The organism is Paenibacillus sp. FSL H3-0302 (assembly GCF_037982245.1).
Taxonomy (GTDB): Bacteria; Bacillota; Bacilli; order Paenibacillales; family Paenibacillaceae; genus Paenibacillus_AQ; species Paenibacillus_AQ odorifer.
Genome location: NZ_CP150284.1, coordinates 5,411,450 through 5,428,339 on the forward strand (window position 1 = coordinate 5,411,450; position 16,890 = coordinate 5,428,339).

General features: G+C 45.3%; 15 protein-coding genes. 3 read left to right on the plus strand and 12 right to left on the minus strand.

All coding sequences use genetic code 11. The features are described from left to right. Positions 1-260 precede the first annotated feature (260 nt). The 3 genes from MHH50_RS24145 to MHH50_RS24155 form a co-directional block, all read right to left on the minus strand. Entirely contained in the window at positions 261-2,990 is a 2,730-nt protein-coding gene (locus MHH50_RS24145; RefSeq protein WP_081390564.1) for a ComEC/Rec2 family competence protein, read from the minus strand. 60 nt (positions 2,991-3,050) lie between these two features. Beyond that, positions 3,051-3,569: a dCMP deaminase family protein gene (locus MHH50_RS24150; RefSeq protein ID WP_076137388.1), complete on the minus strand. Its 519-nt coding sequence runs from the start codon at positions 3,567-3,569 to the stop codon at positions 3,051-3,053. A gap of 113 nt (positions 3,570-3,682) precedes the next feature. After that, positions 3,683-4,384: a ComEA family DNA-binding protein gene (locus tag MHH50_RS24155; RefSeq protein WP_076308797.1), complete on the minus strand. Its 702-nt coding sequence runs from the start codon at positions 4,382-4,384 to the stop codon at positions 3,683-3,685. A gap of 187 nt (positions 4,385-4,571) precedes the next feature. Between MHH50_RS24155 and comER the strand changes: the two genes are divergently transcribed. Beyond that, the gene (gene comER, locus MHH50_RS24160) at positions 4,572-5,423 is read left to right on the plus strand and encodes a late competence protein ComER (RefSeq protein WP_036677548.1); all 852 of its coding nucleotides are present in this window, start codon (positions 4,572-4,574) and stop codon (positions 5,421-5,423) included. Positions 5,424-5,484: 61 nt separating this feature from the next. Here comER and leuS read toward each other — a convergent pair whose 3' ends face one another. The 6 genes from leuS to MHH50_RS24190 form a co-directional block, all read right to left on the minus strand. Continuing rightward, positions 5,485-7,935, minus strand: a complete 2,451-nt coding sequence (leuS, locus tag MHH50_RS24165) for a leucine--tRNA ligase (RefSeq protein ID WP_340033536.1) — start codon at positions 7,933-7,935, stop codon at positions 5,485-5,487. Positions 7,936-8,452: 517 nt separating this feature from the next. After that, complete coding sequence (locus MHH50_RS24170; RefSeq protein ID WP_036677553.1) at positions 8,453-9,520, minus strand: AI-2E family transporter; 1,068 nt, start codon at positions 9,518-9,520, stop codon at positions 8,453-8,455. A gap of 179 nt (positions 9,521-9,699) precedes the next feature. Further along, the gene (locus MHH50_RS24175) at positions 9,700-9,909 is read right to left on the minus strand and encodes a hypothetical protein (RefSeq protein ID WP_036677557.1); all 210 of its coding nucleotides are present in this window, start codon (positions 9,907-9,909) and stop codon (positions 9,700-9,702) included. 14 nt (positions 9,910-9,923) lie between these two features. After that, complete coding sequence (locus MHH50_RS24180) at positions 9,924-10,445, minus strand: PRC-barrel domain-containing protein (RefSeq protein ID WP_036677560.1); 522 nt, start codon at positions 10,443-10,445, stop codon at positions 9,924-9,926. Positions 10,446-10,537: 92 nt separating this feature from the next. Then, complete coding sequence (locus MHH50_RS24185; RefSeq protein ID WP_076310164.1) at positions 10,538-11,689, minus strand: cysteine desulfurase family protein; 1,152 nt, start codon at positions 11,687-11,689, stop codon at positions 10,538-10,540. 128 nt (positions 11,690-11,817) lie between these two features. Continuing rightward, complete coding sequence (locus tag MHH50_RS24190) at positions 11,818-12,273, minus strand: DUF523 domain-containing protein (RefSeq protein ID WP_076129681.1); 456 nt, start codon at positions 12,271-12,273, stop codon at positions 11,818-11,820. A gap of 156 nt (positions 12,274-12,429) precedes the next feature. On the opposite strand from MHH50_RS24190, the gene MHH50_RS24195 reads away from it, so the two are divergent. Continuing rightward, positions 12,430-13,098, plus strand: coding sequence for an SOS response-associated peptidase (locus MHH50_RS24195; RefSeq protein WP_076129680.1), 669 nt, complete (start codon positions 12,430-12,432; stop codon positions 13,096-13,098). 113 nt (positions 13,099-13,211) lie between these two features. Here the strand turns inward: MHH50_RS24195 and MHH50_RS24200 are convergent, their stop codons facing one another. The 3 genes from MHH50_RS24200 to MHH50_RS24210 all read right to left on the minus strand — a co-directional run bounded on the left by MHH50_RS24200 (position 13,212) and on the right by MHH50_RS24210 (position 16,076). After that, complete coding sequence (locus MHH50_RS24200; RefSeq protein WP_254857104.1) at positions 13,212-14,312, minus strand: glycosyltransferase family 4 protein; 1,101 nt, start codon at positions 14,310-14,312, stop codon at positions 13,212-13,214. Positions 14,313-14,334: 22 nt separating this feature from the next. Beyond that, positions 14,335-15,543, minus strand: a complete 1,209-nt coding sequence (locus MHH50_RS24205) for a glycosyltransferase (RefSeq protein ID WP_076129678.1) — start codon at positions 15,541-15,543, stop codon at positions 14,335-14,337. A 158-nt stretch (positions 15,544-15,701) separates the two neighbouring features. After that, positions 15,702-16,076 carry a hypothetical protein gene (locus MHH50_RS24210; RefSeq protein ID WP_076129677.1) on the minus strand — a complete coding sequence of 125 codons (375 nt, stop codon included), beginning with the start codon at positions 16,074-16,076 and terminating at the stop codon, positions 15,702-15,704. Positions 16,077-16,347: 271 nt separating this feature from the next. Between MHH50_RS24210 and MHH50_RS24215 the strand changes: the two genes are divergently transcribed. Beyond that, positions 16,348-16,791 (plus strand): carboxymuconolactone decarboxylase family protein, encoded by a 444-nt coding sequence (locus tag MHH50_RS24215; protein ID WP_076179371.1) that lies wholly within the window; start codon positions 16,348-16,350, stop codon positions 16,789-16,791. The last annotated feature ends 99 nt before the right edge of the window (positions 16,792-16,890 follow it).

Sequence of the window (16,890 nt, forward strand, 5' to 3'; positions counted from 1 at the left end):
CTTCATGCAACTATTTCTGCTCAAAATTAGAAAATAGGCGTTTTTCCAGATTTTAAGTGTACAAAGTGCAACTAAATGAAGAACCAGCTACTTTAAATTGCGATCTATTGCACAAAGTGCAACTAAACAAGGTTTTAGATTTTATAGTGGTGTAAAAGACCACGAAAGGAGCTTTAAAGGGGCCTTAAAGGGACTTTATAGAGCCTGCGAAAATTAACATACACCAACCCAGCACTCAATCACATTACTCGACTACCTCCCTAATCCGCTCCCTCCGCCAACTTATGACGCACAATAATCCCTTCGGCCCGCACACGCATCTGGATCTCTCCCTGCTGATCCGTTCTATAAATAGCAGCTTGATTAGCTTTCAAACGTTCCAATACCTCAGCTTTCGGATGACCATATAGATTATTTACTCCTGCAGAAATTACCGCAGCGGCTGGGTGCCAAAACTGCAGCCAAGACTCGCCTGTTGAAGTTTTGCTCCCATGGTGAGCTACTTTCAAAACGTCAATGACAGGTCCTGCGTTAATGCGCTTTTGCAGGGCTTGCTGCACAATCTCCTCCTCGGCTTCCAGATCCATATCTCCGGTAAACAGAAAATTTCTTCCGTTCATCTCTAGACGAAAAACTACAGAATCGTGGTTCTGATCCTCCAGCAGTGGGATGCTATTCAGCATAGAAGAACCTGACGCTGCTCCCTCTCTATCTTGTTCTTCCGGCCATAAAAAGGACAGCTCCGTCTTATCATCCGGGGAAAGCCTCATTCCCTGATGTACGGCATACAGTTGAACATTGTTCTCCAGCGCAGTCCGCATCATCTCCATATAAGATTCACGGTCAGCGAGTGTGCCATTAAAAAGCAGTGCCGAAACCGGAATCGCCTCCATAACGGCTTGGAGTCCCCCGGCATGATCCTGATCCCCATGAGTCAAAATAATCGCGTCCAGACGGTGGATCCCACGTTTTTTAAGCAAAGGCACCAACACTTTAGCCCCTACCTCGAACGGGCTGCGGCGAATGCGCCATTCTTCTTTTTGCCCAAAATTTAACGTTCCTCCACCATCTACAAGAATATGAGCTCCTTTTGGTGTAGTGATGAGGATACTGTCGCCTTGCCCGATATCCAGGTAACTAATCGTCCCTTTACCCGCCTGACGTTCTGACTGATAACCCTTGTACAGCATTAGGCCCAGTCCAACCGCAGATAGTAGAACAATCGCTCCGCTCCAACGTACAATCTTAGGTTCATCCAAAAAATACTGTGCGCTCCCCGTTCCCCCAAACCCGCCGTGCTTGTTCACAGATAAACCAATCTCAGCTAACGGCCTCGTCTCATCCTCCATATACTGAGGTGTTGCGCGGGCTTCTACTCTTAGCTTGGCAGCATACAACAGCCCATACAATAAGACATAATACACTCCAATCCAAAGCAGTGAAGGCGAGCGCCAAATCAGAACTCCGCCAGCAAAACCATTAATCCATTCAACCGCATAAAAAGTAACGTTATTCAGCAGCTCCGTAATATGTGCCAAAAAAATCGCGGCATCTCCCCACAATCGTCCAAGCAGTAGCGCAAGCGTTCCTAACGGCAATACGATAAAAGTAATAAAGGGCACAAAAACCAGATTAGCCACTAAAGACAGCAGAGAAAATTGATTAAAATAATAAATCGTCAATGGAAATGAGACTAACTGGGCAACTAGAGTCACAGAGACGGCGCTTTTAAGCCAGCGTGGCAGTGCGCTCAGCAGAGGGTCCATAAGCGGAACGTAGACCATTAATCCTAAGGTCACCAGAAACGACAACTGGAAACTGACACTGAGCAGCATGTAAGGATTCCAAATCAGCATAACCAGTGCCGCTGCAGCCAAAATATTCAGTCCATCCTTCAGCATGCCAACTCGTGCAGCGAGCAATGCAATCATACTCATTAATCCCGCACGCACGATAGACGGACCCGCACCTGTCAACAGGACGTATACAGGAACGAGCACTAAGGTGACTGTTAGCGTGGTTTCTTTTGTCATCCGTAAGCGCCTGAATATAAATAAAAGAACACCAACATACACCGCAACATGCATACCTGAAATGGCGAGGATATGTGTCAAACCAAGTTGTGAGAACTGCTTAAAAGTATCCGGATCGAGATCATCCTGCATCCCAATCACCAAACCCTTCATATATCCAGAGTGGCGCGCTTGAAACAGCCGATCCGTCTCCGCTCCAAGAACTGCCCGCGCTTTATCATTCCAGCGTAAGATCATTAACGGATTCCATGAATCTGGAGCAGTTGCTTGCACATTTTCTGCACCTTGACTCTTTAGAAGCCAGTGAATCTTCTGCGTATGCAAATAGGCCCGATAATCAAACCCTCCGTAATTCCGCGCTGTTGCTGGCTCTTCAAGTACACCGTTTAGCGACACCTGATCCCCTCTGCGCCACTCCGCAGCAATAGCGATTTCTTGCTCGGCAAGTAGTTTGATCTGCACCATAATTAACTCCCCATGCACTCTTTTATCTTGTTCGTCCCGCGGATCAGGTGAAGCGGCATCTTCCTCAGTAATCAACGATAACTCTGAGAGCTTCATCGTGAAATCAACCCGGTCCCCGTCCCGTTCCACAACGGAAACTATCGTCCCCTTAGCCTCCACGGCAGTCTCATTCAACTCCGACAATAATCTCCCTAGCGCTTCAGGCAGGTGACTTAAATTACGGCCTTCATTCCATTCCCAATATCCAGCGGATAAACTAATCGCCAAACAAAATATCACCAGCTGTTTCCAGCTCATGTTCACCCAAACCCTCATACTAACCAGTAAAAATAGTAATCCAGCCCACGCCAACCATAAGCTAATCCCTGAGAATAAACACGCTGCTGCACTTCCAGCCACCCAACACACTGTAAAACTTAATAAGGGTCTCTCCTTCAAGCCTCCATTCTCCTCCTTTCGCAAGATAAAAAAAAGAACCTCTGCATACGCCATAAAAGCGCACGAGAGGTTCTTCCTCAAGCCATCTTATTCAATTAGGGTTGTACAATACAGCTACTCCGCTACTTTAATCATCGTTTCACTTGGCGGCTCATAATTCTCCAATTGGCGAAATACGATGCCTTTGGCAGCCATCATTGCTTCTACCTTTTCCATATCCTTACGGTAAGGACGATAATACACAATCTCCACAATACCGCTATTAGCCAGCATATTTGCACAGGTCCAGCAAGGCTCATCCGTCACGTAGACGGTACTGCCTTCCCGGTCAATCCGGTCTGTGAATAGCAAAAGATTCTGTTCGGCATGAATCGTGCGAATGCAGCGCTGTTTCTTCACCATAGTCTCTACGCCATCCACGATCTCCATCTCATATTGCTCCGAGAGCATACAACCTGCCTCTGAGCAATCAGGTACGCCCATTGGCGCCCCGTTGTACGCGGTACCAAGCAGCTTCTTGCCTTGCACCAGTACAGCACCTACATGTCGTCGTGAGCAGCGTGAACGAGTTGAGACCATACAGGCAATGTCCATGAAATAAGTATCCCAGTCTTTACGATAGGCAGTAGTCATAATCAATCTCCATATCCTTCTAAATAGTTGTTAACTATTGTAGCACATCCCCGCAAGTTTTCACTAGGACAACGGTTGTGGCACTTCCAACGATCTTCATTTCTTATTTATCTTCAAAATATTACTAAAGCTTTTAACTTCTCCAGCATTTTAGGTCCTATCCCCTTTACCTTTCCCAGATCAGACAGGCTGCGAAAGGTCCCTGCACGGTTGCGGTAATCCATAATTGCCTGAGCCTTCTTTTCTCCGATGCCCGGAAGATCCATCAGCTCCTTAACACCCGCAGTATTCACATTTACTTTACCTTCCTGTGAAGCTGCTGATATGGAAAGCTCAGTTGTCTCCTTAGCCGCAACAACTTTATCCCCTGCCGGCGTTTGCTTCCCTGCAATGTTTGGCATTTGAACTTCTGCCCCTGCTGGTGTTTGGCCTTCTGCCATTGGCGTTTGGCCCGCTCCTTCTGCTCTCTCCCCCGCAACTGCTGTCGAAGCTTTTTCAGCTTCCGAAGTTTGATCAGCTTGTTCTGCTTGCGCTGCCTCCTTAACCTTCTCACCTTCTTCAGCATTCCCAGCAGCTTCAGCCTGCCCTGCATCTTTCTCTAAATGTAGCTTATTTCCCTTCGTCTGATGACCTCCCTCACTGCCCCCAGCAGCTGGAGCGGCACCAGACTCAGCGATTCCAACCGCTTGCTCCATACCAACATTCAAAGTCTCCCACCCGGCAATCCCGGAATCGCCCTTGCTCCCTGCCGCCCATAAAAGCCCACTTCCTATTACAGCAGCAGCCACTCCGAGTACGATACTTCCTTTATTCATATTACTTTCCTCCTCACAAAAATTCTTCTTATGCCTTTTTGTGAATCTTCATACATTCCTGCGGCTGGAAACTCCTTTAATAATTCATACAAAACCTGTCATCTGTCCAAGTCTATCCTGCATACATATAACGAAGAGCATTCATGTCAGTTAGTAAATAAGCAACGCTAGAAAGGAGGAACCACAGGTGAAAGTTGGATTTATCGGAACAGGCAGCATGGGCAGCCTGCTGATTGACGCCTTTCTTTCTTCCGGAGCCCTGAATCCGTGCGATGTACTCGCCAGCAACCGCAGTCTGAATAAACTGCTGGAGCTAGAAGATCGTCATCCCGGCATAAACTTATGCGGAAGCAATAGTGAAACAGCGACTGGAAGTGACATTGTTTTTTTATGTGTAAAACCGCTGGAATTCAAAACCTTAACAGATGAGATCGGCCCTTATCTCCGTAGCGATCAAATCGTCGTATCCATTACAAGTCCCGTTCAATTGCAACATCTGGAATCCGCTTTGCCGTCCAAAATAGCCAAGATCATCCCCAGCATTACACACTGTGTCAAAAGTGGGACATCACTGTGCATATTTGGCAGCAGGCTTAATAAAGAAGACAGGCTCGTGCTGCTGCAGCTGTTGTCTTTCATAGGTGTTCCTTTGGAAATTCAAGAGGCCCATACCCGAATCGCTTCTGATTTCTCCAGCTGCGGACCTGCGTTCTTGAGCTATTTCATTGAACGCTGGATTGAAGCTGCGGTGGAAGTTACCGGGATTGAAGAGACGTTAATCAGCCGGCTTGCAGGTGAAATGCTGCTTGGAACAGGCAAGCTGCTAACAGAAGGAGAATTCACCCCGCAAGAGCTTCAAGAACGTGTAGCTGTCCGTGGTGGGATTACAGCAGAGGCACTGAACCATCTTCGCATTAGCCTTGAGGGCGTATTCGAACGTCTCATCATGACTACCCATGATAAATACGATGAGGATGTTACCAAGCTGGATGCGTTATTTGGGCATGACGGTATTATTCAAAGTCCCGTAGACCGTTAGAAAACAATAAAACCCGCAGCACGGAATTCTCCGTTGCTGCGGGCAATATTGCGTTCTTCGCTTAACCCACTACGATATTTACAAGCTTGCCAGGAACCGCAATGATCTTGCGTACGGTTTTACCTTCTACTGCTGCACTCACATTCGGGAGTGACAACGCATGAGCTTGCATCTCTTCTTGACCCATATCCTGCGGGATCAATGCGCGTTGTACGATTTTACCATTTACCTGAATAACGATTTCAACCTCAGCATCCACCGTCCATGCTTCATCATACGTTGGCCAAGCCACGTAGCTGATACTTCCTTCGTGACCGAGCAGCTGCCACAGCTCTTCAGCGATGTGAGGCGCCAGTGGTGACAACATTTGTACGAAGTGTTCAGCAGCTTCTTGGGACAAAGTTTCTTGCTTATAAGCATCGTTAATAAAAATCATCAATTGGCTAATTGAGGTATTGAAACGCAGATGCTCGAAATCATCAGTGACCTTCTTAATGGTCTTGTGCCAAGTGCGTTTGAACTCGTCAGTGCCACCGTCTGCTGTGATTTTGGTGCTCAGCTTACCATCTTCACTCACGAACAGGCGCCATACACGGGACAAGAAACGGTGAACTCCTTCTACACCCTTTTCATTCCAAGGTTTGGTTGCTTCCAGAGGGCCCATAAACATTTCATACACACGCAGCGTATCTGCACCAAATGCTTCTACAATCTCATCAGGGTTGATGACATTTCCGCGTGATTTACTCATTTTTTCATTATTATTTCCAAGAATCATACCTTGGTTAACCAGCTTATGGAAAGGTTCTTTTGTTTCAACTACGCCGAGATCATAAAGCACCTTGTGCCAGAAACGTGCATAGAGCAAGTGAAGCACGGCATGTTCTGCTCCACCAATATACAGATCTACTGGAAGCCAGGCTTTTTGCTTCTCAGGGGAGCAAAGCTCTTGATCGTTTTTCGGATCAATATAACGCAGGTAATACCAGCAGCTGCCCGCCCATTGCGGCATGGTGTTCGTCTCGCGGCGAGCCTTCATGCCAGTCTCAGGATCGATAGTTTCCACCCACTCTGTTACATTCGCAAGTGGAGATTCCCCTGTACCCGAAGGTTTGATTGCCTCTACATCTGGCAGTACCAGCGGCAGCTGATCCACCGGAACAGTCTTCATTGTGCCGTCTTCCAAATGCAGAATTGGAATCGGCTCTCCCCAGTAGCGTTGACGGCTGAACAGCCAGTCACGCAGACGATAAGTTACTTTGCCTTTACCTACGCCCTTCTCTTCCAACCAAGCAATCATCTTCGCAATCGCTTCTTCATTCTTGAGTCCATTCAGGAAATCAGAATTGACATGCGGGCCATCTCCGGAATAAGCCTCTTCTTCAACGTTGCCGCCTTGAACGACTTCCACGATATTCAGGCCGAATTGTTTAGCAAATTCCCAGTCGCGAGTATCGTGACCCGGAACTGCCATAATTGCTCCCGTTCCGTAACCAGCAAGCACATAATCTGCAATCCAGATTGGCGCCTTCGCACCATTCACAGGATTAATTGCATATGCGCCTGTGAAGACACCACTCTTCTCTTTCGCCAAATCCGTACGCTCCAGATCGCTCTTACGAGAAGCTTTTTCACGATATTCTGCCACAGCAGCACGCTGTGCTTCAGTTGTAATCACATCAACAAGCTCATGCTCTGGTGCCAATACGCAGTAACTTGCTCCGAACAGTGTATCTGGTCGTGTAGTAAACACGGTCAGGTTAGCTTCGTGACCTTCAATGTTAAAGTTCACTTCTGCACCTGTTGATTTCCCGATCCAGTTGCGCTGCATATCCTTGATGCTTTCGGACCAATCCAGCTCTTCCAGATCCTCCAGCAAACACTCAGCGTACTCTGTAATTCTCAGAATCCATTGACGCATCGGTTTGCGCACGACAGGGTGACCTCCGCGCTCACTTTTACCATCGATAACCTCTTCGTTGGCAAGTACCGTACCCAGTGCCTCACACCAGTTAACAGGTACTTCTGCTACATAAGCCAGGCCTTTGTTATACAACTGGATAAATATCCATTGTGTCCATTTATAATAATCCGGATCAGTCGTACTGATCTCGCGGTCCCAATCGTAGGAGAAACCCAGCGATTTGATCTGACGACGGAAATTATCGATGTTCTTATCGGTAAAATCACGTGGATGCTGGCCGGTATCCATCGCATACTGCTCAGCCGGAAGTCCAAAAGCATCCCAGCCCATCGGATGCAATACGTTGAAACCGCGCATCCGTTTGTAGCGAGAAACGATATCCGTCGCTGTGTAACCCTCTGGATGACCTACGTGCAGTCCTGCACCTGAAGGATACGGAAACATATCCAGTGCATAAAAATTGGGTTTTTCAGGATCTTCTCCTGTCTTAAAGCTTTTGTTCTCATCCCAGAACTTTTGCCATTTCGGCTCAATAGCCTGCGCCCGGTAACCAGTAGCGGGTATGCTATTTGTTTGGTTGTCGCTCATTGTCTGCTCCTCCTTGGAGTGTTACTTCTTAGATTTCTTATTTCTTAACCAAGCATATTCGCCCTCGGTGTCCATATAAGGACGGTAAGCATTTATGCGGGAAATATAAGACATGAAGTATTGCGTGAAACGTATACTCTCTTATATTTACAAAAAAACCTCCCATCCCTAGCGTATTATCGCTAGGGACGAGAGGTTATAATTCCCGTGGTACCACCCTAGTTAGCGGCTGAATATACTTTATTCTGCCACTCACTTTGCACCCTTTAGCGGGGGTGAGGCGACGGCGGTTCATTCATGACATCCATTATCTCTTATGGATATCCTGTAAACTTGCACCGTTACTCCGAGGTGAGTTCACTCTGTTCCGTTAACCGACTCGCACCTTAGTGCCGGCTCTCTGCAATAACGGTATAGAATTAATACTCCTCATCATCGAACAACTATATACTGAGTCATCAGTAATATTCCCCAACATTATATACAAAACTGTTATCAATAGTCAATGATTATCCCTTTATACAGGCTTTCGTTTGATTAAAAACGCCATAAAGTGTTGAATAACGACTTTTGCAGCTGCAAAGAACGGTACAGCAAGGATCAGTCCAATCATCCCTGCCAGCTCACCACCTACCAGCAATGCAAAGATAATAAGCAGCGGATGCAAATGTAGCGTCCTGCCTACTACCTGTGGAGAAATAATATTGCTCTCCACAATTTGGCATAAAGTGTTTACCACAGCAACCAGTAGAACTAATCGAAAAGAGACGGTCGAAGCCATCACAATGGCAGGTGCAGCCCCTAGAAAAGGACCCATATACGGAACAATATTAAATACTGCCACCACACTGGCGAACAGTAAGGCATAAGGCATTCCGACGATAGCATAGCCGATATAGGCGAGCACACCTATAATGATGCAGACCAGAAATTGTCCGCGAATGTAATTGCCGAGCGCGGCATCAATATCTTTTAACAAAGTAACAATAGACTTGCGGCGTGCGCGGGGCAGACAAGAGACCACCGTCCGTTCAAATACGTCAAAATCCTTCAGAATATAGAACACCAGAAACGGCACGATAAAAGCATTGAACAGCAAGTTAATCGTTGTCCCTATGTTATCGAGAAAATGAGAAATCCCTTCGGCCAGACGATTCTCCAGTTGAAAAAACCAGTTGTTCATCCCCATTTCAACCCCAGGTGGTATTAGCCTTGTATTCATATGGCTCATCAGGCCTTGGGCTTGCAGTGTGATCTCAGGCAGATGTTCATTTAACTCTTCAAGCTGCTCAATAAACATCGGGATAAGGTTGATGGCGATCACGGTAATCGCCGTTAGAAACACTGCATATATAAGTAGAACAGCTACGCTACGCGGCATCTTCCGTCCGGCCAGCATACTAACCACGGGATTCAGCACATAGGAAATAATCATAGCTGCCAGAAATGGAGCGAGGATTGCCTTTAAGAATACAAAAATCCCCTGCAGCATCGGACGAAGCAACCAAACAAAATACAAAATGATCAGGGATAGCAGCACTCCGATCATCCAGCGGAACCATTTACTTTGGGACCATTGTTCCATGAGAGTACCCTCCTGCGGTAGAGCCTGGACTAGCTTCGTAAATAAGTATATGTATGGCCGCAGCAAAATAACCATCAAACACACAAAAAAGCGTCAATAACCTTGCAACTGATTTCAGCTGAAAGGAAATTGACGCTTAAGTACATAGAGCAGTCTTGCTTACAAAGCAAGATTCATAGTTAAGACGACGCATGAATTTGCGGGAAATCCTGAGTCATATCATCCCCGGAGAACAGGTCGTCCAGTGAGCTTAGTGTGCCGTCTTCTTCAACTTGATAAACCGACATTTTCTCGCCATTTACCGTCAATTCGATGAAACAGCCCCAGCAATAAAACTGGTGGGAACCGATCTTTCCGATATCTTTGGAGTTGCAGTTTGGACACTTCATATAATACATTCCACCTATCCGTTAACAATATTAATGGCTTTTTGTAGCCGTTCTTCGCTCATCGCAGGAACCATTAATGCATTCTCACCAATGGACATCTCGTCAGAACAAGGCAGCCATTTGCGGCCTTCGATCAAATCAGTGACAAGCCCGTCACTAATTTCCAGCGCTCCTATTGTGTTTCCCAACTTTTGGTCAAAATAAACATCAGATATTCGTCCGAGTATAGTTCCAGTTGTAGTTAGCACTTTTAAATCCTTAAGTTTGTTCTTTCCAAGTAGAAAAGTACAAGGTATATGATCGGCATCTATCTTATCAATCGACTCTTTACTACGAATCATGACAGCATCCTCGCCGTAGGCCACAATATCTTCCCATGCCACAAATTTCACATGGCCACCAAAAAAAGATTTGCTTTCCAGTTCAATACCCGTAATATTCCAGTTTGAATCGAGCAAAATATCGACAATTTTGCCGATTGCGTTACCCTCTTCAACTTCATATACAGCCAAGCCGATCAGATCTTGAAGTTTCATGGCTGCTCGGTCTCCTCACTTTGAGTGTAATTACGAGTTCTCAAAAAGTGAAAGCCCGAATGATCAGGATACCTATCATAGCCTAGAAGTAACTAGTCTCTGATACGCAGCCGATTCAGAATGGTTTCAACTTTTCGAGCAACGTACTCAATTTCTTCAGTAGTATTACCCAAACCCATGCTAAATCGAATCGCGGACCCTAAAATATTTTCTGGAAGCTCCATTGCTCTCAGAACATGGGATATTTCCAGTGATCCTGACGTGCAGGCTGAACCGCTTGCCGCCGCAATCCCGTCCATATCCAGGTTCATCAGCATAACATCTGTTCTAGCTCCCGGGAAGCTCAAATTCAGTATACTTGGCAAAAAATGCTCGGTATTGCCGTTAATCGAATAACTTTCCCGTCCAATCAGCGTATCCAGCTCTTCAAGTAGTCTATTGCGCAGGAGCTGCACTTTTTGTTGACGTTCTGATAGACCTGTAACTGCTATTTCAACAGCCTTGGCAAATCCAGCAGTACCTGCTAGATTTTCTGTTCCGGCTCGTCTGCCGCGCTCCTGAAGGCCACCGTGGAGTCTTGGATGCAGCGGTGCTCCACTCCGCACATAAAGGCCACCGATCCCCCCAGGTCCATTGATTTTGTGAGCTGTAAAGCTCATGTAATCTACCGGAAGCTCCCGCAGTGTGATCGGTAAGGCACCAAGAGCTTGTACAGCATCAACATGGAACAGAATTCCCCGCTCTCTGGCAAGCTGGCCAATTTCCTGAATCGGCTGAACGGTTCCTACCTCATTATTGGCATACATTACACTGATTAGCACCGTGTCTTCCTGCACCGCTGCTTCTACGTCTGCAACGGATACTCGGCCTGTAGAATCCACAGGAAGATAAGTAACCTTAAAGCCTTCCTTCTCCAGCTCTTCGCAGGTATGTAGCACTGCATGATGCTCTATCGCAGAGGTGATAATATGATTGCCTTTCTGGGCAACAGCAGCGACAGCTCCATAGAGGGCTAGATTGTCGCTTTCGGTTCCGCCGCCAGTGAACACCCACTCTTCCGGCGAGCAGCCTAAAAAGGCGGCGATAGTATCGCGCGCCCCATTTAATATTTTCTTGGCTGAACGTCCGAACTGATGTACACTGGACGCATTTCCATATTGTTCTGTCATTATATTCAGCATGACCTTGGCCACCTCGGGATGAACCGGAGTTGATGCGGCGTGGTCCAAATAGATGGTTTTCATCATTCATTTCTCCACTTCTAGGGTATAGGACAATAGTTCGTTTTTAAGAACTATTAAATTATACCGCGCGAGAAGTTAGTTTTCCACAAACTAAAGAACACAATATTGTAATCAATTCCCTACATAGGCTAGGATAATGACAGCCAATTCTCTTCAGAGGTAACTTCTATGCCGTTTTTTCTAAGTAAAGCCGCAGTCACGCCGTTGCCAGCGATCTTCTTCCCTTTGAACTCTCCGTTATAAATCATGGTGCTGCCGCAAGAAGGACTGTTTTCCTTGAGGACTACCATCGTGGCTGAAACCTCTTGAGCTTTTTCAAGCGTAATATAGGCCCCTTTTAAATATAGTTCTGTTACATCTGTTCCCGACCGGTCCACTACTTTTGCCGTTCCTGCAAGCACATCCTCACCATCCCCGCCGACAATTTCAGCTGGCTCTCTAGGCGTAGAGAATCCCCCTAATAATTCCGGACACACAGCAATAGCCTGATTCTCATTCAAAAGCTTCTGAATTTTCTCATCCAAACAATCCGTACCATTATATCTTACCTTCATGCCAGCTAAACAAGAGCTTACCAAAATCACCTATATGCACCGCTTTCTTCATTCATTGTGCTTCGTTTATAATAAGATACAACCCTCAACAGCCGTTCAAGCTAAGAAATATTTCGAGCATAACATGCTGATTACAAGCTGTAAACAAATCTAGCCTCAAAAACGACCGAATGGGAAGTGTATAAAATGTGCGGACGATATACAATAACAGTCACCATGGAAGAGCTAATGGTCAGATATTTTGCCAATGATTCTACCATTATCCACTATGCTCCAACATATAACGCAGCACCCATGCAGCAAATTCCGGCAGTCATTAACACAGGGTCCAGCAATAAACTTGGGGAACTGCGCTGGGGTCTGGTTCCTTCTTGGGCCAAAGATGATAAAATCGGCAGTAAAATGATCAATGCCCGGGCAGAGTCACTCCTTGAGAAGCCTTCTTTCAAGCGATTAGTAAGCTCCCGCCGCTGCATCATCCCTTCTGATGGTTTCTATGAATGGAAGGCACAGGGCAGCAGTAAACAGCCCATGCGAATCGTGATGCGCGATGGGGGTATTTTTTCAATGGCCGGATTGTATGATATTTGGATGGACCCTGAAGGTAATAAATTAAGTACCTGCACGATTATAACGACTACCCCAAATGAACTTATGGCTGAAATCCACAACCGTATGCCAGTTATTTTGAAGCCTGAGGATGAGCCTGAATGGCTAAGCCGGAGTAATCAGGACGCAACTTCGTTAATAAAGCTTCTTAAACCCTATGATCAGCATCAAATGAGAGCCTATCCGGTTTCCACTGCAGTGGGAAATGTCCGGAATAATACGAAGGAATTAATCAATGAGATATAGAAAACAATATTATTCAAATGGTGGGAATGATTGTCACCCTTTTATTGACACTAATTCTGACCTCGTTGTTAATCCATGAAAAAACATCTTAACCCTGCAGATTAACCGCAGAGTTAAGACCAGCGCCGCTCAATTTGAATTCTACGTCCCATCAATTGATGATACATCTGTAGAAATCTGTCTGCATACAGCTCGGAGGACAGGTTAGTCCGGATATGCCATTCTCCATTCATCCTGATTCTGGCCCGCAGTGCCGGATCATCCATTAAGGATAGAGCAGCATTCACAGCTTCATCCAGCTGCCCTCTCGTGTATATTTTTCCAGTGTGATTGTTAATGACGAGTCTTCGAACGCCGTCAGAATCTGTAGTAAGTACAGGACAACGGCACAACATCGCCTCAGCAACCGCATATCCAAATCCTTCCAAAATCGAGGTCGAAAGGAGCAAACCTCCCGAATCACCAATAATGCTCATATAATCTGCCATTTGCTCATGAGGAATATTGGAATACGAAATTAATCGTGAAGAAATCCCTGTCTCAGCTACAAATTGATCAAAGCTTTCTTTTTGCTCTGGATCAAACAACGTATCATCCTGAAAAATCCATAAATAAAGCTCGGGATGGATCGTCAGCAGCCTTTGCCCGATTTGCAGAAATTCCCGCCAATTCTTATTCGTTTGAATGCGTCCTACCCAACCGAGGATAGGGAAACTTTTCGCGGGATAATTGGTATATCCAAACTGATCGCAATCGATCGGATCATCAAAACAATATTGTGGAATGGTTGGAAATCCGCCTTTGAAAAGCGCCTGCAAATGGGTTGTTTCCGGATACAGCAGTGCATCGGTGAGCCTGTAAATGCGCTCTGTAAAATTATTAACGACCTGCTCAGCTTCATCTAAGGTACCTAAACCCTGCACTTCAAAAACAAGCGGCCCTTTATACCCAAACCCTCGAATCCGCTCTGCTAAGTTAATATCCGTACACACTACAATTAAGTCAAAAGCTTCACGAGCAAGCATTGCCCTGATCTCGTCATCACTATTGGTAATATGCGTTTGAATGTTACGGATATTCTGCTGTCCTTTTCCATGGTGTGTATACAGTAAATGGCACTCTACACCGCGAGCATATAACGCTTGGCAGCGAACTCGGTTCAGAGTTTGCATACCACCACTCGGGTTATAAAAAGTGAACAAAATCTTCATCATGATCACTCATTCGCAAATTATTTTAGGTAAAAGAGGTCTTCAACAAATCATACAAATCTGCGCTGCGAAACAGCTCATTATAATAGTGGCTTTTGGTCGAGGGGACATGTCTGTGTCGAAATCCAATCAAGCTATGATCATCCGTGTAGTAGTTGGAGATCGTATCCCCACCCGTAGTAATCAAAGCTTCCAGCATGTACTCAATATCGAGCGCTCCTATAAAAACCTTTGGACCTAAAACTATCGTAAATGGGGTGGATAGCTGCTCAATAGCACTGCAAATCGCGTGTGACTCCACAGCCCCAGGCAGCCAAGCGAACGCTGTCGCAGGATGAGGTATGGTTTCCAATAGAGCTGATGGCTGACGTGTAGTTGATAAATCCAGCACCCGGCATTCATAATTGCTATACGTTTGTTCGTACAGATTCTCTATCCTCGTTATTTCATCCGCACAAGCATTCACTACAGGATATAAAACGGTAATCATCGCCGGAATCCCTCTCCGAAACCGCGCCTGATGGCGGGTCAAATGATAGGCATATCTCCATCTACGATGATTTTCAACCGAATGTAACTGGGCAGATACACTAAAGGTAGAATCTACACGATAATTCACCAGTTCCACCGGTATAAAGCGAATCTCACAATGTTCAGCCAGTCTCAGCCAGTAATCATAATCTTCCACCGGTTCCATTCCATAAGCTCCAACAAGCTTCGCAATCTGTGTTTTGTACATAAAAGATACGCCAATGAGCGAATAATCCAGCAATCTCTCTTTGGGCTGCGACTGATAATTACGCTGCGTAGCCAATTGATGTTCGTTGTGAAGAAACTTTCCCTCGTTATCGATGCTTTGAAAAGAACTGAACACGATGCCTAACTCCTGTGGACCTCTAACTAGCGCCCCCCGAAGGATTTCGAGGAAACGGGGTTCATAAACATTGTCGCTGGAAACCCAACTCAAATATTGAATACTGGGCTCACTAAACAAAAGATCAAAGCCAGTATTCAGTGCATGTGCTATACCCCTGTTCTGTGCGTAAGAGATAACCGTTACCCTCGGATCTTCGACAATAATGGAGCTCACGAGCGGTTCCATATCTGGTGCTCCATCGATCACAACAACCAGCCGAAAATTGGTAAAAGATTGGTGTAGAACAGACTGCAGAGCTTGCCGCAGAAACTCGGGCTTTTGGGTATACACAGGCATAACTACTCCTACATCCGCCATGATTTTTACCTCTCTCTACATTGGAGTATAAAATCAGTATATTTTGATTCCTCTCATATGATTGTGTGAATGCCCCTAAAATACTTTATTGCGCCTAAAAAAGCAGCAATCGCCCTATTTCTTTCAGCGACTGCTGCTTAATGGTCTAAACGTTACTATTATATAGGGATAGATAATGCCGTAATCTGCGTCAATTCAGATTGAAGCACTCGCTGATCAGTAACTAGATTTCCGAACTCGTCCAGCCCATACACGGAGGTAACTACTTCTGCCAAAGGAAAAGGACTACTAATTTGTACCTCGTAAGCCAAATTGCCCCCAATGAAAAACTCTCTAATATCAGAACTCTTTGCAGGAACGTAATACCCTGTGACATAAAGCGGAGTAAGAGCTGGCATCGAATATGGAACACCAAAAACTTCGACGATCATCATTGCACTCGCATTACTTGTGTTACGAACACTGACTACTACATTACTTGCTGCAGTACCAGTTGCTCTTGTATTTGTAATAAGACCTGTTGTATAAGGCATTTCCTCACTCCTCCTTTTGGTTTCTATCAACTTATTCACCAGGAAGCCGATAGTTGTGAGGCAAGAGGAAGGGGAAACTCGTGGAATAACAGCCAATTAGACAGGTAGAAGATTATATTGATATCATTTCCGTTCCGCTTTGAGGATATGTCGACGGGTGATTTCTGCCTTCTTATAAACAAAAATAAGTACAAATGTTCGCATATAAAGAATAATAGTGTTAAAATAAAGTTATACTAATCCTAAACTAAAGCCTAAGGAGTCTTGCCTAATGAGTCAAAGAGTTGCTTACAATGAAGTTGCACCTGAGGGTATGAAAATCATGATGGATATGGAGATGTACACCAAAAAATCTACGATTAATCGGACTACAAGAGAACTTATCAAAATCAGAGTTTCTCAAATTAACGGATGTGCTTTCTGTATAGATATGCATACATCCGAAGCTCGTAAAATGGGTGAAACTGAACAACGAATTTATTGTTTAAATGTTTGGGAGGAATGTACTTTTTATACACCTGAAGAGAAGGTTGCTCTAGAACTAGCTGAGCATATTACGCTAATCCCTTCCAAAAGAGTTCCGGATGAGCTATATAAGCAAGTACGTGAACATTACGATGAGAAACAATATGTTGATCTTGTGCTGATTATTAATCAAATCAACAGTTGGAACAGAATTTCTATTGCAATGGGAAATACCCCCGCAGCACAATAATTAACATTAATTAACCTTAATGAACACTTTAGGGTGTTCTTTTTTTATTCTCCGCTCCGCACGTTCCACGGCTCCGTTGATATATGAATCATCTCATTA